Source organism: Sphingomonas tagetis (assembly GCF_024211275.1).
In the GTDB taxonomy this organism is placed as follows: Bacteria; Pseudomonadota; Alphaproteobacteria; order Sphingomonadales; family Sphingomonadaceae; genus Sphingomonas; species Sphingomonas tagetis.
Genome location: NZ_JAMLDX010000027.1, coordinates 1 through 25,313 on the forward strand (window position 1 = coordinate 1; position 25,313 = coordinate 25,313).

At 66.6% G+C, this 25,313-nt stretch carries 20 protein-coding genes; 9 read left to right on the forward strand and 11 right to left on the reverse strand.

Translation table 11 applies throughout. The features are described 5' to 3' along the window. Positions 1–68: 68 nt before the first annotated feature. Positions 69–1,958 (reverse strand): M61 family metallopeptidase, encoded by a 1,890-nt coding sequence (locus tag M9978_RS21380; RefSeq protein WP_254296953.1) that lies wholly within the window; start codon positions 1,956–1,958, stop codon positions 69–71. 142 nt (positions 1,959–2,100) lie between these two features. Between M9978_RS21380 and M9978_RS21385 the strand changes: the two genes are divergently transcribed. From M9978_RS21385 to M9978_RS21410, 6 genes are all read left to right on the forward strand, one after another. Beyond that, positions 2,101–3,432: a methyltransferase family protein gene (locus tag M9978_RS21385; protein WP_254296955.1), complete on the forward strand. Its 1,332-nt coding sequence runs from the start codon at positions 2,101–2,103 to the stop codon at positions 3,430–3,432. Positions 3,433–3,557: 125 nt separating this feature from the next. Further along, positions 3,558–3,734, forward strand: coding sequence for a hypothetical protein (locus tag M9978_RS21390; protein WP_254296957.1), 177 nt, complete (start codon positions 3,558–3,560; stop codon positions 3,732–3,734). Between the two features lie 125 nt (positions 3,735–3,859). Beyond that, positions 3,860–4,375 carry a hypothetical protein gene (locus M9978_RS21395; protein ID WP_254296959.1) on the forward strand — a complete coding sequence of 172 codons (516 nt, stop codon included), beginning with the start codon at positions 3,860–3,862 and terminating at the stop codon, positions 4,373–4,375. Beyond that, a complete protein-coding gene (locus tag M9978_RS21400) occupies positions 4,372–4,785 on the forward strand; it encodes an acyl-CoA thioesterase (RefSeq protein WP_254296961.1) in 414 nt (137 codons plus the stop codon). Before M9978_RS21395 ends, M9978_RS21400 begins: the two co-directional genes overlap by 4 nt. Before the next feature lie 57 nt (positions 4,786–4,842). After that, positions 4,843–5,208 carry a winged helix-turn-helix domain-containing protein gene (locus tag M9978_RS21405; protein ID WP_254296963.1) on the forward strand — a complete coding sequence of 122 codons (366 nt, stop codon included), beginning with the start codon at positions 4,843–4,845 and terminating at the stop codon, positions 5,206–5,208. Between the two features lie 126 nt (positions 5,209–5,334). Continuing rightward, complete coding sequence (locus M9978_RS21410; protein WP_254296965.1) at positions 5,335–7,407, forward strand: TonB-dependent receptor plug domain-containing protein; 2,073 nt, start codon at positions 5,335–5,337, stop codon at positions 7,405–7,407. An 839-nt stretch (positions 7,408–8,246) separates the two neighbouring features. Here the strand turns inward: M9978_RS21410 and M9978_RS21415 are convergent. Further along, positions 8,247–8,648, reverse strand: coding sequence for a hypothetical protein (locus tag M9978_RS21415; RefSeq protein ID WP_254296967.1), 402 nt, complete (start codon positions 8,646–8,648; stop codon positions 8,247–8,249). Further along, the gene (locus tag M9978_RS21420) at positions 8,645–9,310 is read right to left on the reverse strand and encodes a hypothetical protein (protein WP_254296969.1); all 666 of its coding nucleotides are present in this window, start codon (positions 9,308–9,310) and stop codon (positions 8,645–8,647) included. Before M9978_RS21420 ends, M9978_RS21415 begins: the two co-directional genes overlap by 4 nt. Positions 9,311–10,011: 701 nt before the next feature. On the opposite strand from M9978_RS21420, the gene acnA reads away from it, so the two are divergent. Genes acnA through M9978_RS21435 form a run of 3 tightly spaced genes read left to right on the forward strand, consistent with a single transcriptional unit; the run spans position 10,012 to position 13,431 of the window. Beyond that, entirely contained in the window at positions 10,012–12,684 is a 2,673-nt protein-coding gene (gene acnA, locus M9978_RS21425) for an aconitate hydratase AcnA (protein WP_254296971.1), read from the forward strand. Positions 12,685–12,706: 22 nt separating this feature from the next. Then, positions 12,707–13,072: a hypothetical protein gene (locus M9978_RS21430; protein WP_254296973.1), complete on the forward strand. Its 366-nt coding sequence runs from the start codon at positions 12,707–12,709 to the stop codon at positions 13,070–13,072. Next, positions 13,069–13,431 carry a hypothetical protein gene (locus tag M9978_RS21435; RefSeq protein WP_254296975.1) on the forward strand — a complete coding sequence of 121 codons (363 nt, stop codon included), beginning with the start codon at positions 13,069–13,071 and terminating at the stop codon, positions 13,429–13,431. Before M9978_RS21430 ends, M9978_RS21435 begins: the two co-directional genes overlap by 4 nt. Here the strand turns inward: M9978_RS21435 and M9978_RS21440 are convergent, their stop codons facing one another. The 8 genes from M9978_RS21440 to M9978_RS21475 all read right to left on the reverse strand — a co-directional run bounded on the left by M9978_RS21440 (position 13,432) and on the right by M9978_RS21475 (position 25,313). After that, complete coding sequence (locus M9978_RS21440) at positions 13,432–14,058, reverse strand: glutathione S-transferase family protein (protein ID WP_254296976.1); 627 nt, start codon at positions 14,056–14,058, stop codon at positions 13,432–13,434. A gap of 64 nt (positions 14,059–14,122) precedes the next feature. Further along, positions 14,123–14,986 carry a dienelactone hydrolase family protein gene (locus M9978_RS21445; RefSeq protein ID WP_254296978.1) on the reverse strand — a complete coding sequence of 288 codons (864 nt, stop codon included), beginning with the start codon at positions 14,984–14,986 and terminating at the stop codon, positions 14,123–14,125. A gap of 158 nt (positions 14,987–15,144) precedes the next feature. Then, the gene (locus M9978_RS21450) at positions 15,145–15,804 is read right to left on the reverse strand and encodes a cell cycle transcriptional regulator TrcR (RefSeq protein WP_254296980.1); all 660 of its coding nucleotides are present in this window, start codon (positions 15,802–15,804) and stop codon (positions 15,145–15,147) included. A gap of 110 nt (positions 15,805–15,914) precedes the next feature. Continuing rightward, positions 15,915–17,456 (reverse strand): amidase, encoded by a 1,542-nt coding sequence (locus M9978_RS21455; RefSeq protein ID WP_254296982.1) that lies wholly within the window; start codon positions 17,454–17,456, stop codon positions 15,915–15,917. 10 nt (positions 17,457–17,466) lie between these two features. Further along, positions 17,467–20,673, reverse strand: a complete 3,207-nt coding sequence (locus M9978_RS21460; RefSeq protein ID WP_254296984.1) for an amidohydrolase family protein — start codon at positions 20,671–20,673, stop codon at positions 17,467–17,469. Between the two features lie 14 nt (positions 20,674–20,687). Further along, a complete protein-coding gene (locus tag M9978_RS21465; protein WP_254296986.1) occupies positions 20,688–23,666 on the reverse strand; it encodes a TonB-dependent receptor in 2,979 nt (992 codons plus the stop codon). 115 nt (positions 23,667–23,781) lie between these two features. Then, complete coding sequence (locus M9978_RS21470; RefSeq protein WP_254296988.1) at positions 23,782–24,807, reverse strand: FecR family protein; 1,026 nt, start codon at positions 24,805–24,807, stop codon at positions 23,782–23,784. Further along, positions 24,804–25,313 (reverse strand): RNA polymerase sigma factor, encoded by a 510-nt coding sequence (locus tag M9978_RS21475; protein WP_367305141.1) that lies wholly within the window; start codon positions 25,311–25,313, stop codon positions 24,804–24,806. The genes M9978_RS21470 and M9978_RS21475 overlap by 4 nt, the downstream gene beginning before the upstream one ends.

The following is a 25,313-nucleotide window of genomic DNA, read 5'->3' on the forward strand; positions in this document are numbered from 1 at the left end:
CCACCCACACCAGTGTATCCTGATGGGTGGCCGGGTGGGGGAGCGGGCTGGTGCCGCCGCCGCTCGCTTCAGCGAGCAGCTAGGAGCTTGTCCAGGCCACCCTCTCCGGCGCCTATTTTTTCGAGGCGCGGATAGCGCAGGCCACCGCGATAGTCGATGGTTACATCACGATATCGCGTACCGCTCTTCACCAGCAGCTTTGCCGGGGCCTTCGCCCTGACCGCGTCGATCAGCCGATCGTCCGAATATTCGCGGCCGCCGACCGCGACGACCGAATCGCCGACATCCAGTCCCGCCTCGAACGCCGGCGAATCCCACGCCACCTGCGAAACCGCGCCGGCCTTGCCCATCACCAGACCCAGCGAATAGCTGAGATCGGTCTGGCTGCGGCTCTTCTGCGCGTTCTTGAACGCCGGCGTGGGCTCGTCGGTATAGATCAGGCGATAGCCATTGTCGGTGAACCCGGCGAGCGGCGCGCGCTGCGACACATTGTCGAGCCGCGCGCGCAGGAACTTCGCCCAGTCATAGGGCTCGATGCCGTTGAGCGTCGCGACCACATCGTCGAAGCGATAGGTCAGCACGCCCCAGTCGCCGTCGCGCATCCCGAAGAACGCCCGCGCGAAATCGTCCATCGACTTCCGCCCGCCCGACAGCCGCCGCAGGATCGCGTCGGTCTCCAGCCAGATCAGCAGGCCCTCATTGTAATAATCCTCCGACCGCTGCCAGCTCACCCAGCCCTTGGGCCGCCGCGCGCTGATGATCGGGTCGTTGGTGGTGTCCTCCAGCGGCCGCCACTGCCGCGCCGCGCGGTTGTCGAGCCCGGCGGCGATGTTGGCGAGCATATCGAGCGTGTCCTGCTTGCTCACGATTCCCGACCGCGCCTGAAGCACATAGCCCCAGAATTGCGTCTGCCCCTCATAGACCCACAGCAGCGAGTTGCGCATCGGCGTGCGGTAGTCGGGCGTCCAGCTGTCCGCGCCGCGGCGGTATTTGCCGTTCCAGCTATGGACGAATTCGTGCGGCAACAGGTTGCGCGGCCCCGGCCCCTCGCTCCACTTGGTGAAATAGCCCGGCTTCACGCCATTTTCCGAACTGCGGTGATGCTCGAGGCCGATCCCGCCCAGCTCGTCGGTGATCGCCAGCAGGAATTCATAGCGGTCGTAATGCTGCGCGCCGAACAGCCTGACCGCCTGCTCGACCAGCTTCTTGTGCGCGTCGATCTGCGCCTCGCTCGCCGCCAGCTCCTCCGGGCTGTCGGCGACGACGTTGAGATCGACCCGGTCCGACAGCTTCCACTCGCGATAATAGCGCCCCGCGAACACCGGCGAGTCGATCAGCGTCTCGTAATTGGTCCTGTCATAGACATAGTCGCGGCCCTGCTTCTTCGCCGGCAGCCCCGACGCCGCGGTCCAGCCTTCGGGATAGGTCACGCTCGCCTGCACCGGGATGCGCCGCGTGAAATAGCCCGCGGGATACAGGCTCACCTGCTCCCATTGCAGGTTCAGCATGGCGGGCGCGATCACAATTCGCCCCTGATCGGCGTCGGTCGCCGATGTGAACTGAAAGCTGGCGTCCAGCTCGCGCGCACCCGCCGGCACCTCAACATGGAACGCCCACACATCGACCGGATCGCGCTTCCAGGTCACCGGCTTGCCGTTCGCGGTGATCTTCAGCCCGGTCAGCTTCTCAACCTGCCCGCGCGCCGCATGGTTGCCCGGCAGCCACGCCGGCATCAGCAGCACCATCGGCCCGGCATCGGCGACGGGTATCGTCTGCTTCACCCGATAGATCGCCCGCTGCACGTCGGTCGCATCGACCTTCAACGTCATCGTGCCGGGATAATCGACGTCGCGCGCCGCCGGAATGCTGTCTTCGAACGGCAGCGGCTGGGGTGCGGAATTCTGGGCGGCGGCAGCCGAGGCAAGCAACAGGGCGGTCAGCGCGAAAACACGGCGCATTCAGGACTCCATGAAACGGGATATAATGTTACTTAAGCAACCAATACGCAGTGCGTAAACCCTTGTTCCGTTTAAGACGCACGACGCACCGATCTCCGCCCGGCTAACGAGTTGCTTACCATTCCCGCGCTATGCGGGCGTCATGTATCACGACCCCGCCCTCGCCCGGGAAACCCAGTCTGATCCAGCGTCCGATCCGCGTCCCAAATCCGCGGTCAGCACCGGCACCGGCATTGCGGGTCTCGTCGGCATGGGCGCATGGCTCGCCGTCGCGCGCAGCTACGGCCTCGACGGCCCCTATTCCGCGCTGATCAACCTGCTCGCCTGCGGCATCCCGATGGTCCTGTGGGCGGTCATCGTCGACAAGGTCCACCGCAACCCCAGCACCGGCATCGACTGGAGCGCCCCTAAACCGCTCAGCGACACGCTCGACATCTCGATCACCAAGATCGCCGGGCTGTGGCTGACCTGGGGCGGGATCGCAGCCATCTATGCCGTGTGCCGCTTCTACTGGACCGGCAACTTCGCCTTCGCCATGTGGTGCTTTCAGGTCGCCGCGCCCGCGTTGTTCATCCTCTCGGTGCCCTATGTCCTGTGGCTCGATCGCCGCCTGATCGAGCCGAAGGACGGCGCCTGGCACCTCGGCGCCTGGCTGCTCGGCAACCAGCCGCACGACGAGTCCGCGATCCACAGCCATCTGCGCAGCTGGGCGGTGAAGGGTTTCTTCCTCGCCTTCATGCTCGCGATCGTCCCGCCGGGGTTCGGCGGCTTTATCCGCGCCAGCAGCGACGGCATCCTCGGCAACCCGATCGCGCTCGCCAACTGGCTGATCACCGGCATGTTCATGATCGACGTCGCCTTCGCGACCGTCGGCTACATCCTCACCTTCCGCCCGCTCGACAGCCATATCCGCAGCGCCAACCCGTACATGGCCGGCTGGGCGTTCGCGCTGATCTGCTATCCGCCGTTCATCCTGATGGGCAATGGCGGCCCGCTCGATTACCACCCCGGCACCTCGGACTGGACGCACTGGCTCGCCGGCCAGACGATCCTGCTGTGGATCACCGGCGCCATCCTCGTCACGCTCACCGCCATCTACGCCTGGGCGACGCTCGCATTCGGCTTCCGTTTCTCCAACCTGACCCATCGCGGCATCATCACCCACGGCCCGTACAGCTGGACGCGCCACCCGGCGTACCTGTCGAAGAACCTGTTCTGGTGGCTCAGCACCTGTCCGCTGCTCGTCACCACCGGCAGCATCTACGACGCGGTCCGCGCGACGGTGCTGCTGGCCTGTGTCAGCGGCGTCTATTACATCCGCGCCAAGACCGAGGAACGCCATCTCGGCGCCGATCCCGACTATCGCGCGTATAGCGAATGGATGGAGCGAAACGCCCCGGTTCCGCGCCTCGTCGCGTGCATCACCGGACGCAAGTTCCGCCCCGGTTACGCCGGCACTGCCCACTCCGACTGAGCCATCCCCCGCCTTGCGGATCGCCCCTCGGCTCCCCATATCCGGTCCATCGCTGAAACAACGATCGTAGGCTTCAGCGGCTGAGAGACCAAATGCGCTCTGGCTTACATGCAGGGGCGTTTTCGATGGACCTCAACCAGCTACTCTACCGCCACCAGATCTCGCTCATGAGCGCCAGCGCTGCGTCTTGCCCGGAAGCCCGCATCGCGCATCACGGCATGGCTACGCTCTACGCCGGCCGGATCGACGCGTTGCGGCCGCTTGGCGCGCGCGAGCTTCTGCATCTGCGCCAGCCGGCCTGACCCGGCGGGCACGACCCCCATATCTTCGCCCGAAAAATTGCCCTAGTCAGAGCCTATCGCGGACGATCGTCCTGGGCTGCTGCGACTGGGCGACATGCGCGCCGGCCCAAAGCACCGGAGCGTTCGTGAGCATCCCTCCGATCCACCCCCTGCCGGCCCCCGCCGCACAGGCTCATCTCACCCTCCGACGCGCCGCGCACACGCTGGCCGCCACCGACTATGCCGGGCCAGTCTCCGCCGCCGCGCGCTATTACCGCGCCCGCTCGCTCGGCAACCATCTGCGTGAGCTCGACCGCTTCCTGCGCACGCTGATCGAGGCGATCACCCCCGCCCCCGCGCGGCCCGCGCTGCGCACGGCCCGCCGCACCGGCGACAAGCTCAGCCAGCTCGACACCGGCCTCGCCTGTTCCTCACCCCGCCTCGACGCGCTGCGCGGCGCGCGCAACTGCCTGTACTATTGCGGCGGGCGCGTCCGCCGCGGCGACCGGCGCCACAGCCCGCTCCTCACGCTCGGCTGGCCGCGCGACCGCCCGCGCCGCGCCCGGCTCGGCGAAGAACTCACTATCACCCAGGCCGAGCTCGCCGATATCTGCGCCTTCTACCTCGAGCTCGCCGACTCGCTCGTGGAGAACCGCCCGTGAGCGCGCAACACAGCCAGCCGATCGCAGTGCTCCCGCAGGACATCGACGCGCTCGGTCACGTCAACAACATGATCTATCTGCGCTGGGTGCAGGACGCGACCGTCGCGCACTGGCAGCGCACCGCGCCGCCCAGCGCCGTCAACGAATTCCAGTGGGTCGCGATCCGCCACGACATCACCTATCGCCGCCCGGCGTTTCTCGGCGACGCCATCGTCGCGCGCGTCACGCTCGAAAGCGTCCGCCGCGAAAGCGCCTTCTACGTCACCCGCATCCAGCGCGGCGACGAGATCCTCGCCGAGATCAGCTCGCGCTGGTGCTGCATGGACACCGCCACGATGCGCCCGGCGCGCTTGCCCGACGAGGTCGTCTCCTGCTTCTTCGCCGAGCCGCCGGTCGCCCGCACCGGCTAGACTTCCGGCGCGAGCCGCCACTTGCTACCCTCCGCACATTGGAGCGCAGGTAACAGCATGCAAATCGGCCCGTTGAAGCTCAAGGCGCAGTTGCTCTGCGGCGACGCCATCGCCATGGGGCCGGGCAAGGCCGACCTGCTCGAAGCGATCGACCGCACCGGCTCGATCTCCGCCGCCGGCCGCGCGATGGGCATGAGCTACCGCCGCGCCTGGCTGCTCGTCGACGAGATGAATCGCTGCTGGGTCGACAAGCTGGTCGAGACCGTCCCCGGCGGCGCCGGCGACCGCGGCGCGCGCATGACGCCGTTCGGGCGCAAGGTGTTAGGCGCCTATCGTGAGATCGAACATCAACTCGACAGCGCGCTAACCGACAGCCCGCTCCAGCAGCTCAGCACCCTGCTCCGCACCCCCGACGCCGCCTGAACCCTGACCCGGGTCGATGCCGCAGGTCTATCGGGTTAGCTATATTCGCATATATACGGCACGCTATATCCGCCCCTATACGGCGCCCGAATCGAGCGGCACCCAGCCGCCAGTCGGGGGATATCGATGCGCGCCATTCTGCTTGCCACCACCGTCATCGCGGCCCTGCCCGCCGCCGCGCAGGACAGCGCCGACACCCGCTTCGAACTCGGCCAGATCATCGTCACCGGCACCCCGCCCGACGCCGGCCTCGCGATCGGCGACGACAGCGCCGGCCAGCAGGCGATCGAGACGTTCAACCGCAACACGCTCGACGACGCCGCCAGCCTCATCCCCGGCGTCACCGCCGGCAACAGCGGCGGCTCGCGCAACGAGCGCCTGCTGTTCGTCCGCGGCTTCGACCGGTTTCAGGTCCCGCTCTCGGTCGACGGCATCCGAGTCTATCTCCCCGCCGACAACCGCCTCGATTACGGCCGCTTCCTCACCCCCGACATCGCCGGAATTCAGGTCGCCAAGGGCTATGCCTCGGTCCTCGACGGCCCCGGCGCGATGGGCGGCGCGGTCAACCTCGTCACCCGCAAGCCAGGCCAACCGCTCGAAGCCGAGGCCCGCGCCGTCCTCAACCTCGGCCGCGACGGCGGCTATAGCGGCTACACTGCCTTCGCCCTGCTCGGCACGCGGCAGGACGATTGGTACGCCCAGGCCAGCTTCGCGCAGAATTTCCAGGACCATTGGGACCTCCCCGCCGGCTTCACCCCGACGGTCAACGAGGATGGCGGCGCGCGCGATTTCAGCCGCACCCGCGACTGGCGCGTCAACGCCAAGGCCGGCTTCACCCCCAACGCCACCGACGAATACGCCCTGAGCTACACCCGTCAGGAGGGCAGCAAGAACGCCCCGCTCCACCTCACCGACACCAGCAACGTCTCCCTACGCAACTGGAGCTGGCCCTATTGGAACATCGAGGGCGCCTATTTCCTCTCCACCACCGCGCTCGGCGAGGCCGCCACGCTCAAGACCCGCGCCTATTACAACGCATACCGTAACCTGCTCCGCTCGTGGGACAACCGCAGCCAGACCACCCAGACGCTCGCCCGCGCCTTTGACAGCCCCTATGACGACACCGCTTATGGCGGCTCGGCCGAGCTCGCGGTCCGCACCGGCCCCGCCAACACCCTCGCGCTCGCCGTCCACTACCGCCACGACCAGCACAACGAGTCCCAGACCAGCCGCCCCGGCCTCGCCGGCGCCACCCCCGAACCCGTCCAGCGCAGCGCCGAACGCAACTGGAGCATCGCGCTCGAGGACCGCCTCGCCCTCACCCCCGCACTCACCCTGACGCTCGGCGCCAGCTATGACTGGCGCGACCTCGACGCCGCGCAGGAATATGGCGTTCCCCCCGGCGGCACCGGCGCCAGCCGCCTCTTCAGCTTCCCGCTGCGCAACGCCGAGGCATGGAACGCGCAGGGCCGGCTCGACTGGACCGCGGGCGCCACCCGCCTCCACGCCAGCGTCTCCTCCCGCGCGCGCTTCCCGACGCTGTTCGAGCGGTTCAGCAGCCAGTTCGGCACCGCCGAGTCCAACCCCGATCTGCGCCCCGAGCGCGCCACCAATTTCGAGCTCGGCGGCACCCACAGCCGCGGCCCCGTCCGCCTCTCCGGCGCGCTCTTCTACAGCCGCCTTAACGACGCGCTCGTCTCGGTCCGCACCGCCGCCAACCTCAACCGCCGCGAAAATTACGGCACGGCCGACTATTATGGCGGCGAAGTCTCGCTCGACGCCACCCTCACGCCCAGCCTCGAGGCCGGCCTCAACTGCGGCTATATCCACCGCGACTTCGATACCGGCACGCCCCCCGCCGGCGGCCTGATCCGCCCCTTCCGCCTCACCGACGTCCCCGCTCACAAGGGCTTTGCCTGGCTGTCATGGGCACCGCTCGCCGGCGTCGAATTCGTCCCCAGCATCGAGTTCGCGTCCGACCGCACCACGGTCACCCTGGCCTCCGCCAACGGCCTCGCGCCAGTCTATTACCAGACCGGCGATTACGTCATCGCCGGCCTGCGCATCGACTATGCGATCCTGCCCCAGGTCACGCTCGGCGCCGGCGTCCGCAACCTGCTCGACGCCGGCTACACGGTGACCGACGGCTTCCCCGAACAAGGCCGTTCGCTCTTCGCTACCCTTCGGGCGCGTTACTAAGGCAGCCCACCCCATAACCGTCACCCCGGACTTGTTCCGGGGTCCCGCTCCTTCCCCTACTCCCCTCAAACCCAGCTCGGCCCGACCCCCCATCGCCCGCTTCTGCGCCTCCCAGCGCTCCACCCCCGCCAGCGCCTCGGCGCGCCGCTCCGCCTTCCTCCGCCGCGCCAGCACATCCAGCTTCGCGTTCAGCCGCCGGTTGACCTCCGCCGGTGACACCACGCGCCCGACCGGCGCGCGTTTCGCTTCCTCGGCCCGCTCGACCCGCCGCGCCGCCAGTTCGGCCTTGAGCAGATCGGCCAGCAGCCGCTCCGACCAGCGCCGCCGCGTCCCCACCACCTCGCCGCCGACCACGATCTCCTCGTCCCACCCCTCGACAGCGCGCTCGTAAGCGATCTGCTCGATCGCGGGCAGCGACCGCGCCAGCGCCGCCTCGCACGCCGCCGCGAACTCGGGCGACCGCGCCTTCAGCCGCGTGACCGCACTGCGCGACATCCCGACCCGCTCGGCCGCCTTGCGGATTTCGCCCGTCTCGGCCAGTGCGCGCAGAAAGGCGCGCTTGCGCACCGCCGACCACCCGTCCCAGCGCTCACGCGGCGCGGTGTCCTCGATCTTCTGCCCGCGCTGCGCGATCCACTGCGCCTGCCACTCGGCAATCATCGCCTCCCAGCGCGCCTTGAAGTCCGGATGCCGCTGCCGCCGCTTATAGGCCGACCCGACGCACCGCCCCACCGCATCCGCCGCCGCCCGCACCGTGCCCGTCTGCTTGAGCGCCAGCAGAAACGCTGTCTCGGTATCCTGCATCCAGCGCATATGTGGCTGCTTCATTAATGGCCCTCTCAGTCCCCGGTGATCTCGCCTTCGTCGTCTTGCAATTTCGCATCGACGCGACGCTGGCGAGCGTCTTGGATGATATCCTCCATTTCCCAGATGAGCTTGCAGCCCTCCAAGGTCTTTCCATTATCGTCGTTTGGATCAGCCTCGAACAATGCTTTGGTTCGCGCGCTCAAATCGATGAGCTTGACGTAGCGCTTTTCGCCAAGCTTCCCGCGAATTGTGTCGAACGCCGCGACGAGAACATTAAATTCCGTATCGATGTTTTTATCTGGAAACGCGCCCGTATCGTCAATAAACTTGGGCGCTCCTCCTAACGTACCAGCCAGATAGTCTTGGATTTCACTTAATGTTGCTGGGATATAGGGGTCATCGTTTCGAAAAGGGTTGGGAGGTAAATCGCTCATCGTTTCATCTCCGGACGTTTGATAGCGTACGTAGCTTGACCATCTACCTGCCGGGGCCGGATGATAATTACATTTGATGGCCGGAAATCTGTCATAAAGAAACCGCGCACCTGCGGCGTCTTCAACGTCTTCCGAGTGAGGGTCACGTCGTAGGCGATATCACCAACCCGCGCATCTGGCCGTCGATACGACGATTCTGCAGTGTCATTCTCTCGACGGTTTACTCGCACCGGTCCGGTCCCCGCTGCCTCGATGCGATATCTGCGATAATGTGCTCGCAGCTCTCGGCGGACTTGATGATCTACGAAGTTACCTAAAGCTTCTTGCGCCGAAAGACGGATGCGAAGCTTGCCGGCCTTCTGCAACGCGACACCCTCGGCATAGGCGCGATCCGCGCTCTGCTGAATGAACCGAACCGTCTCCACCTGAAGCGGACGAAGTTCTCCCTTCCGCATGAACGCCGCCGCTCTCATCCACCGCAGATCGTTCAGCTGATTGATCTGCCCTTGCAAGGTCTGCGGGAAGCCCACTGAATCATATCGGAACCCTGGCTCCAGCACCTTGATCTGTTCGATCAGCTGATTGGTCCAATTCTGCGCCAGCGCGGTGGTGGCCGCGCGCGCTGGCCCGCTTAGATCGAATAGCGCCTCGCCCGCGGCCACGATCGCGCCGCCCGGACTGTTGTTCAGTCCGGGAAAACGCCTGTTCCAGCGTCATCGGGTCGTGAAACGCCGCGCTGTTGCTTCCGCCTCCGCGCCTTGGCTGCCGCGCCGAACCTGCCGAAACGAATTGCGCGTCAGGCTGATCGGCTCGATACACGGCGTTCGCTGGCGCAGGCGCTTCGCTGGTACGGATACCGACAGCGCGCATACCGCCATCCGTGGCCTTTCCAGCAGAACGTGACAGAACTTCACCGGACCGAGCTTTAGCGGTTTGAACTGTCTGCCGACGGTGCGAAACGATGACTCTGCTCAACGAGCGCGGCCCGCCCGGCGCAAAAGTGAACTGGCCATTGCGCGGATCGTGATAGGGATTGAACTTGACCTCGACGCCCCCGGCGCCGGAATCACCCGGCCACAATCCGGTTCGCAACCATTGTGAAAACGCCCGCCGCTCTATTCTTGCCAAAACGTCCATTGCCGCCCCTCGCCCTGCAAATGCGGCGAGAACATATCAGCAACATTTTCCAACAAGTCAACCTACATTGGCGCAAACCGCCCCTCCCCTTCCCCTCACCCCCCACCCCTGCTATCGGCCCTCGCGAATCTTCGCATTCGCAGCACCGGCGCGTCCCGTGCGGCTTCACGCCGCGATCCCCCACGCCGCACCGGCGCTTGAACACAGGGAAAGGGAACCCGCACCAATGACAGCCATCGGCCAGGACAGCCTCGGAACGCGCGACACGCTCGACGTGGGCGGCAAGAAATACGCTTATTACAGCCTTTCCAGGGCCGCCGCGAAGCTGGGGGATGTCAGCCGCCTGCCGTTCAGCATGAAGGTGCTGCTCGAAAACATGCTCCGCTTCGAGGATGGCGTCACTGTCACCCCGGCGGACGCGCAGGCGATCGTCGATTGGCAGAAGAACCCGGTCGCGCCCGAGCGCGAGATTCAGTACCGCCCCGCCCGCGTGCTGATGCAGGACTTCACCGGCGTGCCGTGCGTGGTCGATCTGGCCGCGATGCGCGACGCGATGAACGCGCTCGGCGCCGATGCGTCGAAGATCAACCCGCAGGTTCCCGTCCACCTCGTCATCGATCACTCGGTGATGGTCGACGAATTCGGCACGCCCAAGGCGTTCGAGGACAATGTCGAGCTCGAATATCAGCGCAACATGGAGCGCTACGACTTCCTGAAATGGGGCAGCAAGAGCCTCGACAATTTCAAGGTCGTGCCCCCCGGCACCGGCATCTGCCATCAGGTCAATCTCGAGAATATCGCGCAGGCGGTGTGGTCGTCCGATGACGCCAGCGGCGTGACGGTCGCCTATCCCGACACCTGCGTCGGCACTGACAGCCACACGACGATGGTCAACGGCCTCGGCGTGCTCGGCTGGGGCGTGGGCGGGATCGAGGCCGAGGCGGCGATGCTCGGCCAGCCGGTCTCGATGCTGATCCCCGAAGTGATCGGCTTCAAGTTCACCGGCGAGCTTCAGGAAGGCATCACCGCGACCGATCTGGTGCTCACCTGCACCCAGCTGCTGCGCGCCAAGGGTGTGGTCGGCCGCTTCGTCGAATATTTCGGCCCGGGCCTCGGCGCGCTGTCGCTCGCCGACCGCGCGACGCTCGCCAACATGGCGCCCGAATACGGCGCGACCTGCGGCTTCTTCGGCATCGACGACAAGACGCTCGATTACATGCGCCTGACCGGCCGCAGCGACGAGAATGTCGCGCTGGTCGAGGCTTATGCCAAGGCGCAGGGCTTCTGGATCGACCCTGAGGCGGACCTTGTGTTCACCGACGTGCTCGAGCTCGACCTGTCCACCGTCCAGCCCAGCCTCGCCGGCCCCAAGCGCCCGCAGGACAAGGTGTTGCTGCCCTCGGTCGATGACGTGTTCAACAACGATCTGACCAAGGTTTATCACAAGGAAGGCGCGGTCCGCGTCCCGGTCGAGGGCCGCGACCACGACATCGGCGACGGCGACGTCGTCATCGCCGCCATCACCTCCTGCACCAACACTTCGAACCCCAGCGTGCTGATCGCCGCCGGCCTCGTCGCCAAGAAGGCGGTCGAAAAGGGGCTGAAGCCCAAGCCGTGGGTGAAGACTTCGCTGGCGCCAGGGTCGCAGGTCGTCACCGACTATCTCAACAAGGCGGGGCTTCAGAGCTATCTGAACGAAGTCGGCTTCAACCTCGTCGGCTATGGCTGCACGACCTGCATCGGCAACAGCGGCCCGCTGGCCCAGCCGATCTCGGACGCGATCAACGCCAATGACATCGTCGCCGCCTCGGTCCTGTCGGGCAACCGCAATTTCGAGGGTCGCGTCTCGCCCGACGTGCGCGCCAACTTCCTCGCCAGCCCGCCGCTCGTGGTCGCCTATGCGCTCAAGGGCACCGTAGTGGAGGACTTCATCGCCACCCCGATCGGCACCGGCTCGGACGGCGAGCCCGTCTATTTGAAGGACATCTGGCCTTCGAATGCCGAAGTCCAGTCGGTGATGGACGGCGCGCTCACCCGCGACATGTTCGTCGGCCGCTATTCGACCGTGTTCACCGGCGACGCCCGCTGGCAGGCGATCGACGTCCTCGGCTCGGACACCTATGGCTGGCGCGCGGGCTCGACCTATGTGGCGAATCCGCCTTATTTCGAGGGGCTTACGATGACGCCGGCGCCGATCGCCGACATCATCGAGGCGAAGCCGCTCGCGATCTTCGGCGATTCGATCACCACCGACCACATCTCGCCCGCGGGTTCGATCAAGGCGACCTCGCCGGCCGGCAAGTGGCTGCAGGAGCATCAGGTTTCGCAGGCCGACTTCAACAGCTACGGCGCGCGCCGCGGCCATCACGAAGTCATGATGCGCGGCACCTTCGCCAACATCCGCATCAAGAACCTGATGCTCGACGGCGTCGAGGGCGGCATGACCAGCTATGACGGCGAAGTCATGGCGATCTATGACGCGGCGATGCGCCACAAGGCCGACGGCACGCCGCTGGTGGTGATCGGCGGCAAGGAATATGGCACCGGCTCGTCGCGCGACTGGGCGGCAAAGGGCACCAACCTGCTCGGCGTCCGCGCCGTGATCGTCGAAAGCTTCGAGCGCATCCACCGCTCGAACCTCGTCGGCATGGGCGTCCTCCCGCTCCAGTTCGCCGAAGGCATCGACCGCAACACCCTGAACCTCAAGGGCGACGAAACCTTCACCATCTCCGGCGTGTCGCAGCTGCGTCCGCGTCAGGATGTCGAGGTCAAGCTCGTCCGCGCCGACGGCACGACCGAGACCTTCCTCACCCGCTGCCGCATCGATACCGTTAACGAGCTTGAGTATTTCCTCAACGGCGGCATCCTGCAGTACGTGCTGCGGAATCTCGCCAAATGAAGTTGATCAAGTGAATTGGGCCATGGTGCTCCCGATCCTCGCGGCCGGCCTCTGCGCTGACCGTGAGCCGGGGGCGCCATGGGTGCGGTTCCAGAAGCCGGGACAGAACCCGGTGTTCGTCGATCCGACCAGCGTCCGCGACGATAGCGGCGAAAAGGTGATCCGCCTGCTCGACACGTCCGAAGGACCATCGACCAGCGACATCTGGATCGACGTCTCCTTCGCCTGCGCCGCCAGGCGCGCCTGGATGATCCGCCTGACCGAAGTCGTGGACGGCAAGCCCGGCAAGGTCATAGATATCCCGCCGGCCGAGCGGAAACCGATGAAGCTCGACGATCCGATGGGCCGCCGCCTGTTCGGTTTCGTGTGCAAGGGCAAGAAGCTGTGAGGCGCGCCGCCGCGGCGCTGTTGGCCACGATCCTCCTGACCACCCCCGCCACCGCCGAGCGCTGGCGTCAGATCCCCGGCGCGCCCAACGCGACGCTGTCGATCGATCTGGACAGCATCAAGCGCGAAGGACCGTGGCGCGTGTTCCGCAGCCGCGCGACCGCGCTCGGTCTTAACGGCTCGGTGATCGGCACGATCGCAATGGACTGCAAGGCGGGGATCACCGAATTGCGCGCGCAACGTGCCTATACCGGCGGCAAGCTGGTGAAGGAGCGCATCTTCCCGCCCAAGCGGCGCCCCCGCCAGAAGCTGGCAAACCCGGCACGCGACCCGGCCTTTAGGATCGTCTGCGCAGCCTGATCAGGCCGGCTGCGCCTGCTCGGCAATCAGCGCGTCGTCCTTGGCGGCTGCCCGCACCGCGGCCTCGCGCGACGTCACGCGCTCGACGAACGCAGCGAACGCATCCCGCTTCGGGATCGAGCCGAATTGCAATCCCCACGACAGATGCGCTCCGACATAGAGGTCCGCCGCGGTGAAGTGATCCGCCGCCAGCCAGCCGCCTCCGGCAGCGCTCACCAGCCCTTCGAGCGTGTCGATCGTGCGGTCGTAATTGCCAAAGCCCAGCATGCCCTGTTTCTGCGGATCGGCCGCTTCCCAGCCCATCGCCCGGCTCGTCACCGCCTGCTCCAGCGGCCCGGCGGCAAAGAACAATGCCCGGTAATAGGCGCCGCGCCGATCCACCGGCGGCGCCAGCCTCGCCTCGGGAAAGGCACCGGCGAGATAGGCGCAGATCGCCGCGCACTCAGTCACGACCACGCCGTCATGCACGATCGCCGGCACCTTCCCCATCGGATTGACGGCTAGAAAGTCGGCACTCTTTGCACGCCAATCGACGGCCACCGTCTCATAGTCGGCGCCGGTTTCCTCGATCATCCAGCGCGCGATCCGGCCGCGCGACATCGGGTTGGTATAGAGCGTCAGCGACATCGTATCTCTCCCAGTCAATGCAAGGAACAAATATCGAACAAACGCGCTAAGCGGTCAACCCGGGTCAAAGCTTCGCCGACAGCAGCGCCAGCAACCTTCCCCACGCCTTGTCCGCCTGCGCCTGATCATAAGCCGGGCTGTCCGGCATGCACCAACCATGATTGGCGGGATAGACCTCGATCTCGGCGGGACTCTTCGCTTGCGCGAAGGCGGTACGCACCAGTTCCTTCTCGTTCGGATTCCGCTGATCGTCATTCTGCGCGACCGCGAACAGGAACCCGGCCTTCATCTTCGGGACGAGCAGGTGCGGACTGTCCGGCTTGTCCGTGCCGATCCCGCCACCGTGAAACGATGCACCGGCCCTGACCCGGGCGGGCACCGCGGCAGCGGTCCGCATCGTGAACGGCCCGCCCATGCAATAGCCGGTGGTGCCGATACCGCGCTTGACGTTCACTTCCCTTTGCTTGTCCAGCCAGGCGACACTCGCCACAGCGTCGCGCGTCACGGCGTCGGGCGTCAGCAACGCGCGCCATGGACCGATCTTCTCGCGCACCGACGCCGTGCCGAAGCCCTCGCCTTCCTTGAGGAATTGGCCCTTTACCGACCGGTAGAAGGGATTGAGCGTGAGCACCGCATAGCCCGATTGAGCCAGCCGGTCGGCCACCCGCCGCGCGGCGGGACGGATCCCCATGATATCGGGCCATATCAGCACGCCGGGATGCTTGCCGCCCGCTGGCGCGACGAAATAGCCGTCGGCGGTGCCGTCCGGCGTCGCGAAGCTCACATCGCGACCCTTGATCGGCTTGGCGTCGGCAGGCGCGGGCAACAGCGCTGCCAGCCCGGCCGCGCCGGCCATCACGCCGAAGTCACGGCGCGAGACGCCATTCTGAAGCCCTTCATTGTCGCGGTCGGTCAGATCATCGCACATCGCATCACTCTCCAACGGCCCCCGCAACGAGCCTAACGCGAGGCGCCTCGCCCCGCCAGAGCGTGTTCGCCGTTCCGATCGCCCGCGCGCAAAATGCAACGGCGCGACAGACCCGAGGATCTGCCGCGCCGTCAAACCCGCATTGGAACGTCCGGGTGTCAGCTCTTGAACGGATTCTCGAAGCCAAGACCCGTGCTGACCTCGTCGGTCTCGCGCGATGCCGCGTCGCGCTCGGCGCGCAGCTGCTCGATCAGCGCCTCGCGGTCGCCTTCCAGCCGCGTATCGACAGGCGCTTCGAGGCCCGCCGCCTTGGCAGCCTTGGCCACTGCCGCATCCAGCTCGCGCTGGCTGGTCAGGCCCAGCGTCACCGGGTCCTTCGGCACGATATTGGCGATGTTCCAGTGGCTGCGGTCGCGGATCGCGGCGATGGTGTTGCGCGTGGTGCCGATCAGCTTGCCGATCGCGCCATCGGTGATCTCGGGGTGATTGCGGATGATCCATGCAATGCCGTCCGGCTTGTCCGCGCGCTTGGACACCGGCGTGTAGCGCGGCCCCTTGGTGCGGCGGATCTGCTCGGGGCCCTTCATCATCTTGAGGCGATAGTCGGGATCGGCCTGCCCCTTCTCGATCTCTTCCATGGTCAGTTCGTGCGCGCGGACGGGATCACGGCCGGTCAGCTTGGTGGCGGCGGTGTCGTCGGCGATCGCCTGCACCTCGAGGATATGAAGTCCGCAGAATTCGGCGATCTGCTCGAACGAAAGTGCGGTGCTGTCGACCAGCCAGGAAGCGGTCGCGTGCGGCATGAGCGGCTGGGCCACGTCAAGTCTCCAGAAACAATAAGGGCCGCCCTCACCGGGCGGCCGTAACATCCGCCGATCTAGGCGCGTGCGCGGCGAGAGGCAAGCGCGAAGCGTCGATATCTGCGCTTTCAGCGCCGTATGCGCAACGCCGGCGGCAGCGTCGTGGCGATCCACGGCGATGCCTGCTCATAGGCATGCCCCATTTGCAGCACCGCGAGATCGGCATGCGTCGGCCCGATGATCTGAATCCCGATCGGCAGCTTCCGCGCCCCGCCAAAGCCTGCAGGCGCCGACAATGCCGGCAATCCCGCCATCGTCACCGGCATTACGACCTCCATCCAGCGGTGATAGCTGTCCATCTTCTTGCCAGCGATCTCCGCCGGCCAGCGCAGATCGGTGTCGAACGGGAAGACCTGCGCAGTCGGCAGGATCAGGAAATCGAAGCTCGCAAACGCCTTGCGGAACGCCTCGTAAATGCGTGTGCGGCCCATCTGTGCCTGGTTGATCTGGATCGCGGAGAGCCTGCGATAACCTTCGACCTCCCACAGCGCTTCGGGCTTCATCTGAGCGCGCTGCTCGGGCTTGTCCGCAAAATCGATCAGGTCAGGCCCGACCGAGCCGTGGCGCAGCGTTACGGCGGTGCGCCACATCGTCTCGGCCGGCTCCTCCAGCGTCGCGGCGTCCACGGTCATGCCGACCGTGCGGAATGCGGCCAGCGCCTTCTCGCACGTCTCCAGCACACCCGCTTCCATCGGCAGCGCACCGCCCAGGTCGCCCAGCCAGCCGATGCGCTTGCCCTTCCACTCACGGTCGAGCGGACGGGCGAAGATCGCCGGCTCATCCTTCAGGGAGAACGGCACACGCGGGTCCGACCCCGCCTGCACCGACAGCAGCAGCGCGACATCACGCGCCGTCCGGGCCATCGGGCCGGAGGTGGCGAAGGTCTGGCCGAACACGTTGCTCGACGGTGCCGAGGGCACGCGCCCGAACGAGGGGCGGAAACCGAACACATTGTTCCATGCCGCCGGATTGCGCAGCGAACCGCCGAAATCGCTCCCATCGGCCAGCGGCATCATGCGCAGTGCCAGCGCCACCGCTGCGCCGCCCGAACTCCCGCCCGCCGACCGGCTCGGGTCATAGGCGTTGCGCGTCGTGCCGAACACCGGGTTGAAGCTGTGCGACCCCAGCGCGAACTCGGGCACATTGGTCTTGCCGGTGAAGATCGCGCCGGCTGCGCGCATCCGGCCGACGACCAGCGAGTCCGCCGCCGCGATGTTGTTGCGCAACAGCGGCGAACCCTGGGTAAAGGCGATGCCCTTGGCGGGCGCGGTGTCCTTCACCGCATGGGGAAAGCCGTGCAGCGGCCCGCGGAACCGGCGCTTGGCCGCATCCTCGTCTTGCGCTGCGGCTTCGCGCAGCAGCTGATCGCCATCGACTCGCGAGACGATCGCGTTGAACTGCGGATTGAGCGCATCGACCCGCGCCAGATGCGCCGCCATAACCTCGCGGCTCGACACATCGCGCCGCCGGATCGCCGCCGCCAGATCGACTGCGGTCAGCGCGAGGATATCGCTACCCTTCCCTGCCGCACGGCGCTGTGCCGCGCCCGCCTGAGTCGCGATCACCGCCGCCGGAGCAGCCGCCAGCAGATTGCGCCGGGTCATCTTCATCCTCTTTTCCTCAATTCGGCCGCGACTTTGCGAACCATGGCTCAGGCAACGCCTTCTTGCGTGGCCATTCCTCGCCGAGCGTCGCCGCGTCATAGATGCGGCCGTTCTTCATCACCTTGTCGATCTGCGCCGCATTCTCGATCCTGTCGAGCGGGTTCGCGCTCAGGATCAGGATATCGGCATATTTGCCCGGCTCGATGCTGCCGATCTGGCCCTTGCGCCCGATCACCTCGGCGCTGTCGAGCGTCGCGGCGCGCAGCACGTCATGCGGCGTCGCCCCACCCTCGGCGTAAGCGCGCATCTCGTAATGATAACCGAGGCCCTGAATCACCGCATGACTGCCGATCCCGACCAGCCCGCCGGCCTTGCGGATGCGCAGCGCATCGGCGGCGAATGACGCGACCGTGCGGTCCATCGGCGGCGTCCAAACGCGATTGCGCAGCTTGCCCTCGATGATCCCTTGCGGGATGAAGCGCGCGAGCTTGGCGTCCTGGTCGATCGCGCCCGCGATCACCTGATTGTCGTAAGGCGCGAACCCGCCATAGAGCACGCCGAAGGTCGGCGAATAGCTGATCCGCGAGCCGGCGTAGAGCTTCACCACATCCTCGCGCAGCGGCGTGATCGGCATGTTGTGCTCGTTGCCGGCCATGCCGTCGATCGCGTGAGTCAGGTTGAGGTTGAAGTCGCTCGCACCCTCGGTCGTCGCCATCATCCCCAGCTTGCCCGACGCCTCGACCACGAATTTGCGCTGCGTGCGGTTGCCGACGAGATACGCCTTGAGGTTGTTCGTGCGGTAATAGTCGCGGTACCGCGTCATCACTGCCTCGGCCTCGGCCGCCGAGTTGATCTCGCTGTTCACGAATATCCCCGGCCCGACGGAAAAGGCGCGCGGCCCGGTCATGATGCCGGCGTCGATCATGTCTTGATAGCCGAACACATCGACCGTGAAGGGCTGCACATCCAACCCGCTGGTCACACCATAAGCGAGGTTGGCGAGCAGGCTCCAATGGTTCGCTTCCAGCACCTGGCGCGGCAGCTCGAACCAGTGCGCATGCGTATCGACGAAGCCGGGGGTCAGATATTTGCCGGTCACATCGACCACGCTCGCCCCCGCCGGCACGGTCACCTCGCCGGTCCTGCCGACCGCGACGATGCGGTTGTTGGTCACCACCACGTCCGCGCCCGTGATCGTCTCGTCACCGCGCATCGTGATCGCGGTACCCCCGCGTAGCACCACCGTCCCCTGCGGCACGTCGCGCGGCAACTGCACCACCGCTTCGACCTTCGTCGCCTGCTTCTCGGCAACGCCCTTGGCCAAGCCCGCCGCCTGCCCCGCGTCGATCGTCCGCACCGTTGCGCCGAGCGACCACATTACGGTCCGCCCGTCGCGCGACCAGTCGACATAGTCCGCGCCGATATCGGTCAGCCGCATTCCGAACACTGCCGGCTTGGCCAGATCCAGCGCCTGCGGATCGGCGGAGAAGGCCGGGGGCACATCGAGCAACCACGCCTGCGACGCCGCCTTGACCAGCATCCGCGTGCCGTCGGGGCTGAGGCGAATATCCTCGGGCGGCGTCTGGATGTTGTTGAAATAGCGGTTCGAGTTGGGCACGCGCAGGTCGAACACGCGCCGCGGCGCCCCCCCCTGCACCGCCACCGCTTCGACCGACGGCCCGCTCATGTAACGCAGCCATTCGCCCTTCGCGTCGAACGATAGCGCCTTGATCCCTGACTTGCTCGCGACCACCCGTCCCTCGCCGCCCGAAAGCGGCAGCAGGACGATATCGGTCGGTCGGCTGGCTTGCAGATCGGAAGCCGACTGCAACCGCTCGATGCTGGTCCCGCGCAACACTGCAACCGAGCGCCCGTCTGGCGACACGGTCGGCTCGCTATAATAGGCCGAGGCCTGTGACAGCCGCCGCGGCTTGCCGCCCGCCGCCGGAATCGCCCACAGCGCGCCGCCACCCTCGCCCTCACCGCTCCACGTCACATAGACGAGCGTCCGCCCATCCGCCGACCAGGCCGGCTGAAACGCCATGCCATCGACGCCCGCTACAGCACGGGGCGACCCGCCGGCACGATCCTGCACATACAGCTTGCCGAGCGCCGCAAAGGCGATCCGCGACCCGTCCGGCGACAGCCGCGGCGCCTGAATCACTCGCACGCGCACCGGTCCGGTCTCGTCCGGCACTTCCACGCGCGTATTCTTGCGCACCGCCAGATCGACCGGCGCGCTGAACGGCACCGCCGTCCGCACGCCATCCGCGACGCGAATGCGCGTCAGCTTGCCGTCGATCGCGGTCAGCACTTCCTTGTCGCCCGGCAGGAACGCCACGCGCGGCACCAGATCGTTGTAATAACCGCCCATCTGGCTGTCCGGATCGACCGGAAAGCTCAGCCAGCGATCCGCGCCAGTCTCCAGATCGCGCACCCGCAATCCCGTCTGCGCGCCCGACCGGCTGGCATAGACGATCCGCTTTCCGTCATGCGACAGCGCCGGCCGCATCGCTGCGCCGGGCGAGGTGATGATGCGATCCTCGACCCCGGTCGCCAGCGTGCGCCGCACGATCTCCCAGTGCGGCAGCACCTTGTCGGACCACAGCCCGCCGGTCTTGCGCGCGTAATAGAGATATTTGCCGTCGGGCGAGGCCGCGGCGCCCATCACGTTGATGCGGTCGGCATTGCCCTCGTTGCCGGTCGGTCGCGCCGCGCTGACCTTGATCCCCGACCCGCCGCGCGGATCATAGGCGTAGAGTTCGAACGCCAGGATGTTGTGGATCGTGCGCGAGACGTACACGAAGCGCCCGTCCGGCGACCAGGCGGGCGACGTGTAGATCGCCGGTTCGGTGTCCCCCGACAGCTTGCGCGCATTGCTGCCATCGGCATTGGCGACCCACAGATTGGCCGCGCCCGACTTGTCGGAAATGAAGGCGATCTGCTTCCCGTCCGGCGAGAAGACAGGCTGGGTCTCGAACGCATCGCCTGTCAACACAGGCCGCGCCGTGCCGCCCGCACTATCCAGCGCATAGATGTCGCCAAGCAGATCGAACAGGATCGTCCGCCCGTCCGGCGACACGTCCGGGGCCATCCATGTTCCCTCGCGCGCCTCGAAGGTCAGCCGCTCCACCGGCGGCGGTACCTGGGCCATGCCGGGAACGGCGGCGAACACCGCCGTTCCCAGGATGGCCGAACGAACCCGCGAACGGCGCCCCCGCATGCCCGACTCCCCCTCTACAGCCGCACGCGCGCGCCGACCGTCACGAACCGCCCGACGGTATCGTAGAAGGGCGAGAAGAGCGAGGCGATCGGCGGATCCTTGTCGAACAGGTTCGACACATTCGCGTAGATGTCGAATTCACGCCCGCCCGCCGCGATCGTCTTGCTCAACTGCAAGTCGACATAGGTATAGGCCGGCACACGGTTGTTGGTGATGGCCTGGTTCCGGTTGTAATAGCCCGGCCCGATGTAGCGCGCTCGAACGACCGCGTTGAAGCCGTCGTCCGAATAGCCGACGCTGCCGTTGATCCGCCAGTCGGGCATGCCAGTGACGAAGGCATAGCTGGTGTTCTTCACATATTCGACGTTGGTGATGCCGTCGTTGATCGTCAGGCTGTTCACCCAGGTGCCGACCAGCCGGAAGTTGAGCTTCTTCGTCGGATCACCGCCCAGCGAGGTCGTGTAGGCGATCTCGCCATCGACGCCGTTGGTCTTGTACTGTTGAAGGTTGGCCGGAACCGCCCGCACTTCGATCAGATTGCCGCCGGCGTCGCGGCTGATGCGGCCGCACAGATCCTGATTGCCGGCCCGGCAGCGGTTGATCACGTCCTGCGCGCCGACCGACGCGATCACGCCGTTGATCGTGATGTCGAAATAGTCGAGCGACGCGGTCAGGCCGCGTAACGGCGAGGTGGTGATGCCCGCCGTCCAGGTATCCGCAGCCTCGGGCAGCAAGTTCGCATTGCCGCCGCCGATGATCAGCGCCGTCACGCTCTGGCTCACACCCGTCACGGGATTGACGTCGACCACGCCGACATAGCTCTGCGTTCGAGTGGTATAAAGATCGCTGAGGCTGGGTGCGCGGATATCGCGCGAGCGCGTCACGCGGCCGACCACGCCGGGCAGGAACTCGTTGGTCGCTCCGAGCTTCCACGACCAGATGCCGCCGCTGTTGCGATAATCCGAATAGCGCGCGGCGCCGTTGAGCTCGAGCTTGTTGAAGAACGGTACGTCCTTGAGAACCGGGATCACGATCTCGCCAAAGGCTTCCTTGACCGAATCCTTGCCCGCCAGATCGCCGAACTGAAAGGTTGTGAACACCCGCGCGCGGTCGAGCGCACCGGCGACCGAGTTGATCGATTCCCACCGGCCCTCGACGCCAACCGCGATCGAGACCGGCCCGGCCGGCAGCTCGAACGGCTCGCCACGCAGGTCGGCGCCGAAGGTGTGCAGCCGTGTGGTCGAGCGCAGGCTCGGCGTGCCCGTCACATAGGCGATGGCCGCCGCAGACGGCGCGCCATTGCCGAACAGGTTGAGTGGCACACAGTTGGTCGTCGGGTTGGTCAGCGCGATGCGGCACACCGGCGTGCCCGCCGGCCCGACCACCGCGTCGATCGCGTTGGCGAACTCGACCGTCTTGCGGAAGCCCGGCGTGTCGATGTTGTTCTGATACTGGCCATGGCTGAAATACACGCCATAGCGCCACCGCCCCTCGTCGAAGCTGCCATCGAGCGCCACCGTGGTCTGGAAGGCTTCGCGCTCCAGATCGATCGTCGTGTAGGACAGATCCGAGTTGAACCGGCCCATGGTGAAGCTGGTCTGGCCGGCGAGCAGCATCTGCTGGCGGATTTCGGGGCGCAGGAAGGCGTTGTCGCGCTGGATCGTGATGCCACCGCGATTATGGTCGCCGAACCAGGTATAGTTGCCCCAGTAGCGCGAATAGCGGCCTTCGATCGTCAGCTTGGCGTCGTCGAACAGCTCGTAGGAGACGTTGACCAGCCCGGCGACGCGGGTCTGCGGCGTCGCGAGCGGGCTGTAATCGTCGTCGGAGGGTGCCTCCCCGCCGATCATGTTGGCGCCGACCACCGTGCCGCGCACCAGGTTGCGCAGCGTGCCGTCCGGGTTGAACCCCTTGTTCGCATTCACCCCGCTCAGGATGATGCCGCCGATGACGGCATTGGCGTAGCCGACATTGGGCGTGAGCGTCGAAACGCCGTTCTGCGTCAGCAGCACCCAGCGCCCGGTATTCGGCCGCGCGACCTTGGTCATCAGGCCGTCATTTTCGAGATATTCGCCGCCGATCATGAAATGGCCGCGACCGCCGTCGAAATCGGTGCCGAACGCCGCTTCCAGCCGCCGCTGCCCGGCGTCGCCATAGGTCGAGATGCCGGCTTCGGCGCCGAGGCGCAGCCCCTTGAGGTCATGATTGAGCAGGATGTTGACCACGCCCGCGACCGCGCCCGACCCCCACGCCGCCGATGCGCCACCGGTGACGATGTCGACATTCTTGACCAGGATCGACGGCACGGTGCTCAGGTCGTTGTCGCTAGTGAAGCGGCGCCCGTCGATCAGCACCAGCGTCCGCGCCGCACCCAGACCACGCAGATCGACCGGCATGCGCCCTGCCTGCGCATTGGTGCCCGAGGTCTGCGGCGACTGGCCAGCCTTGAACTGTGGCAGATCGGCCAGCGCGGCGCCGACATTGGCGCGGCTGCCAACGCCAAGCTCCTCCGCGCTCACGCGGGTAAGCGGGGTCGGCGATTCAAAGCCCGGCCGGTCGATGCGCGAGCCCGAAACGACGATCTCGGCATCGCCCGACTCCGCGCTCTCCTGAACGCCAGCGGCGTCGTCCTGCGCGCGGCTCACCGCGGGCTGAGTCGACACGGCGGACATCGCCGGCTCGTTCTTCTGGATCACCAGCACGCGGCCCGCGCGGCGGACGCTGAGGCCAGTACCCCGCAGCAGGATCGACAGCCCGCCATCGACGCTGTGCGCGCCCAGCAACGGCACGCTGCGCCTGCCCCGCACCGCGGCGCCGTTGAACGAGACCTGCTGGCGCGACGTCTGCGCGAACTGGCGCAGCGCGGATGCGAGATCCTGCGCCGGGATGTTGAAGCTGTAAGTCTGCGCCTGCGCGATCGCCGCCACCGGCACCGTCACCGCAATCGCCGCCACCGAACAAGCCACCGCCCTGATGTGTCGCGTCATGATCATCGTCACGTCCCCCTGAAGCCGGCGTTTTTCGCGCCTGGAGGAGTAAGACGCGCCACGGCAGAATTGCCGCCCGGGCCAATCCGGAAAAAACAAACGGACCAGAAAAGGCGTAACTTCATTGCGGCGAGATGGTCACCACATCGCGCTCGCGCGTCACGCGAACGGGCAGCGTTTCCTCGACACCGGTCGCGAACGCCTCGACATCGCCCGTGTTGAACACGCCGTTCACGCGCATCCGTCCGGCGGCGCCCTTGAGCTCGACGCGCCGCGCGGAATAGCGGTTGATCCGGCCGACCGCGAGACCGAGCGGCTCGTCGTCGAACACCAGCTGGCCGCCTTCCCAAGACAGCGACCGCACGGGGTCGGCCCTGGACAGTTGCGCCGCCGCCCCGCCGGTCATGCCGACGACCAGTTCGCGGCCCGGCGTCAGCACCGCTTCCTCGCCGCCGCCCTTCAGCGCGGGCAGGACTTCCGCCGCAGACGCAGTGCCCTCGGGCCGGTCGAGCACCGCGACGCGGCCCTCGTACAGGATCACGCGCAGCTTGCCGTTGATCATCTCGACACTGAACGACGTGCCGATCGCCACCACCAGCTTTTCACCGACGCGCACGCTGAACGGCTTCAACGGGTCCTTGGCGACGTCGAACTTGGCGCGGCCCGACACCAGATGCAGCTCGCGCCGGTCACCGCGCATCCGCACATCGACCTCGGTCGCGGCGTCGAGCGAAGCGCGCGAGCCGTCGTCGAGCATCACCACGCGCCGCTCGCCGACGCCGGTGCGGTAGATGTCCGGTGCGCTCTGCCACCACCACGCGCCGCCCGCCAGCGCGAGCAGCATCGCGGCGGCAGCCGCCACCGCATGTCCGCCAACCGCGCGCCGTGCCCAGCGCCACTGGTTGCGGCGGCGGAAGGTCGCCAGCGCGCGTTCGCGCACATCGACCAGCTCGGGCGAGGCCGCCGCCTCCCCCATTTGCCGCCACAGGCTGCTCGAACGCTCGAACGCGACGAGATGATCGGGATGCGCATCCAGCCATGCGTCGAACGCGCGCTGCGTCTCGTCCGGCAACGGACCCTCGGCCAGTTGCAGGCACCATTCCGCCGCAGCTTGATACTGCTCGGGCGAGGGCGAACGCGGCTTCAAATCGCATCTCCCAGCCGCGCCGTCAGCCGCGCCATCGCCCGCGTCAGATGCTTCTCGACCGTCCGCACCGTGATGCCAAACCCCTCCGCGATCACATCCTTGCTCATATGTTCGAGGCGATACAGCACGAAGATCGCCGAGGTGGTGGGATCGAGTTCGTCGAGCGCCGCGCGCAATGCCGCCATCGAGCTGCGCGCCGCGGTCACGCGATAGGGATCGATCAGCTCGATCGCCTCGCCATCGATCTGTCCCAGCGTCTCGCGATAATTGCGGCGCACCTGCTGCCGCCGCGCACGATCGCGCAACAGGTTCGCGGCGACCTGGAACAGATAGGCGCTGCCCGAACGCACCGGCATGTCGGGCTGCGCCGCGATGCGCGAGAACACTTCCTGTGTCAGATCCTCGGCTTCGGCATGGTCGTGCACGCGGCGCAAAAAGAACGCCATCAGCGCGGGACGAAATTCCCGGCTGAGTTCAACGACTTCTCTTCCCAAAGCAGCGTTCAC

Excerpts from the sequence above, each read along its gene's own strand:
- M9978_RS21380 (WP_254296953.1), bottom strand. The coding sequence starts at position 1,958 with ATGCGCCGTGTTTTCGCGCTGACCGCCCTGTTGCTTGCCTCGGCTGCC.
- M9978_RS21385 (WP_254296955.1), top strand. The coding sequence starts at position 2,101 with ATGTATCACGACCCCGCCCTCGCCCGGGAAACCCAGTCTGATCCAGCG.
- M9978_RS21390 (WP_254296957.1), top strand. The coding sequence starts at position 3,558 with ATGGACCTCAACCAGCTACTCTACCGCCACCAGATCTCGCTCATGAGC.
- M9978_RS21405 (WP_254296963.1), top strand. The coding sequence starts at position 4,843 with ATGCAAATCGGCCCGTTGAAGCTCAAGGCGCAGTTGCTCTGCGGCGAC.
- M9978_RS21410 (WP_254296965.1), top strand. The coding sequence starts at position 5,335 with ATGCGCGCCATTCTGCTTGCCACCACCGTCATCGCGGCCCTGCCCGCC.
- M9978_RS21415 (WP_254296967.1), bottom strand. The coding sequence starts at position 8,648 with ATGAGCGATTTACCTCCCAACCCTTTTCGAAACGATGACCCCTATATC.
- acnA (WP_254296971.1), top strand. The coding sequence starts at position 10,012 with ATGACAGCCATCGGCCAGGACAGCCTCGGAACGCGCGACACGCTCGAC.
- M9978_RS21430 (WP_254296973.1), top strand. The coding sequence starts at position 12,707 with ATGGTGCTCCCGATCCTCGCGGCCGGCCTCTGCGCTGACCGTGAGCCG.
- M9978_RS21440 (WP_254296976.1), bottom strand. The coding sequence starts at position 14,058 with ATGTCGCTGACGCTCTATACCAACCCGATGTCGCGCGGCCGGATCGCG.
- M9978_RS21445 (WP_254296978.1), bottom strand. The coding sequence starts at position 14,986 with ATGTGCGATGATCTGACCGACCGCGACAATGAAGGGCTTCAGAATGGC.
- M9978_RS21455 (WP_254296982.1), bottom strand. The coding sequence starts at position 17,456 with ATGAAGATGACCCGGCGCAATCTGCTGGCGGCTGCTCCGGCGGCGGTG.
- M9978_RS21460 (WP_254296984.1), bottom strand. The coding sequence starts at position 20,673 with ATGCGGGGGCGCCGTTCGCGGGTTCGTTCGGCCATCCTGGGAACGGCG.
- M9978_RS21465 (WP_254296986.1), bottom strand. The coding sequence starts at position 23,666 with ATGATCATGACGCGACACATCAGGGCGGTGGCTTGTTCGGTGGCGGCG.